A 1682-nucleotide genomic window follows, 5' to 3' on the forward strand; every position below is an offset into this window, starting at 1 on the left:
TCTCCCGCACCGCTCCGAGCACCCGAACCCGGCACACCCGGCTCCGCCGAGCCATGAGCTTCGGCCACTCCCGGAGCGGCCGTCGCGCGAACCCCCGGTACCGGGTGGGCACGGCCCACGGCGGGGTGATCCCGGAAGCGAGCAGCAGCACGCTCCAGGCCCCCTGAGCCGACAGCGGCCGACCGGCCCTAGGGGCCCCGGCCACCCTGCGCGCCACGGATTCCGCGCTGACCAGCGTGCTGCGCGGCCCCAACCGCAAGACCTCCAGGCGTCCGGTGGCAGCGATCTCGCGCACCCGCTCCGGAGTCACCCCGAGCTGGGCCGCCGCGTCCGCGACCGTCATCCACCCCGACCGTACACTCACCGCGAACACCACCTCACCAGGACTTATTCAAACAATACCCCCGGTAAGACAAGTATTGAAGCACCAACCTCAACCGATCAACCCACCCGGGTCACACGATGCGGTGAGCGGGCTGGAGTGCCGGAGCATCACCGCGCAATGTGAATCCCATGACACCTATTCCACTCCTCGTGGCCGCCGCCGCCCTGGCGCCCGTGCTCGCCCTCCCGGCGCAGGCCGCGGCCACCCCGGACTCGGGTCCCGGCATCCTGCCGCTCTACCAGCCCACCGTCCTGGTCCTCACCAAGGTCGACTCCGGTGGCGAGCACGAGCAGGCGCTCCTGCGCTGCGACCCGCCCAGCGGCACGCACCAGAGAGCGTGGCAGGCCTGCCTGGCCCTGGCCGAGGTGAACGGCCACGTCGGCCGGATGCGCGACTCGAACCAGGTCTGCACGATGGAGTACAACCCGATCAAGGTGTCCGTGCTGGGCGTGTGGCGCGGTCAGACGCGCTCGTTCTCCGGCGAGTACTCGAACCCGTGCGTGATGGGCTCGGTGACCAAGTCCGTGTTCTCGTTCGAGAAGGACTGATCCGCGGGAAGTCCGCCCCCACAACACAAAAGGCCCGGCGGGACCCACGACACCGCCGCCGAAGTCGTGGCCCCCGCCGGGGGTCTGTGGGCGGGCCGGGCCCGCGCCTCTGACCGTAGGGAGGGCGGGTTTGCCTTGTCAACAGTCCTTCACATCCGTGAAACGCAAGGGAAACCCCCGCCCGTTCGCACCACCGGCGCGCGTCACCCGGACGGCCCGCTCCAGCCCCGTAGCCTGTGCGCCATGAGCATCCACGACATCGCGGTGAACACCCTGACGGGCGAGCCGAGCAGCCTCGGCTCACTGCGGGGCAAGGCGCTGCTGGTGGTCAACGTCGCCTCCAAGTGCGGGCTGACCCCGCAGTACTCGGCGCTGGAGCGGCTGCACGCGAAGTACGCCCCGCAGGGCTTCTCCGTGGTGGGCTTCCCGTGCAACCAGTTCGGCGGCCAGGAGCCGGGCACGGCGGAGGAGATCGCCACGTTCTGCTCGGCGACGTACGGCGTGACGTTCCCGATGTTCGAGAAGGTCGAGGTCAACGGGGAGAACCGGCACCCGGTGTACGAGGCCCTCGTGGAGAGCGCGGACGCGGACGGCGCGGCGGGCGACGTGCAGTGGAACTTCGAGAAGTTCCTGCTGTCCCCCGACGGCGAGGTCCTGGCCCGCTTCCGCCCGAGGACCGAGCCGGAGGACGAGGCGGTCGTGCGCGCGGTCGAGGCGGCGCTGCCGAACGCCTGAGGCCGGAGGCGGGC

The 1682-nt window shown here is 70.7% G+C and carries 3 protein-coding genes; 2 read left to right on the forward strand and 1 reads right to left on the reverse strand.

The window, feature by feature from the left end; genetic code table 11:
* Window positions 1–343 (reverse strand): hypothetical protein (locus ACTUAL_RS28480; protein ID WP_440902398.1); only part of this gene is annotated, 343 nt, incomplete at its 3' end.
* A 170-nt stretch (window positions 344–513) separates the two neighbouring features.
* Here ACTUAL_RS28480 and ACTUAL_RS28485 point away from each other — a divergent pair.
* A complete protein-coding gene (locus ACTUAL_RS28485) occupies window positions 514–933 on the forward strand; it encodes a subtilase-type protease inhibitor (protein WP_096496860.1) in 420 nt (139 codons plus the stop codon).
* Between the two features lie 243 nt (window positions 934–1176).
* Window positions 1177–1668, forward strand: a complete 492-nt coding sequence (locus ACTUAL_RS28490; protein ID WP_440902399.1) for a glutathione peroxidase — start codon at window positions 1177–1179, stop codon at window positions 1666–1668.
* The last annotated feature ends 14 nt before the right edge of the window (window positions 1669–1682 follow it).

It is taken from the genome of Actinosynnema sp. (assembly GCF_052038725.1).

Coding starts and splice junctions, on each gene's coding strand:
- ACTUAL_RS28485 (WP_096496860.1), top strand. CDS start 514: ATGACACCTATTCCACTCCTCGTGGCCGCCGCCGCCCTGGCGCCCGTG.
- ACTUAL_RS28490 (WP_440902399.1), top strand. CDS start 1,177: ATGAGCATCCACGACATCGCGGTGAACACCCTGACGGGCGAGCCGAGC.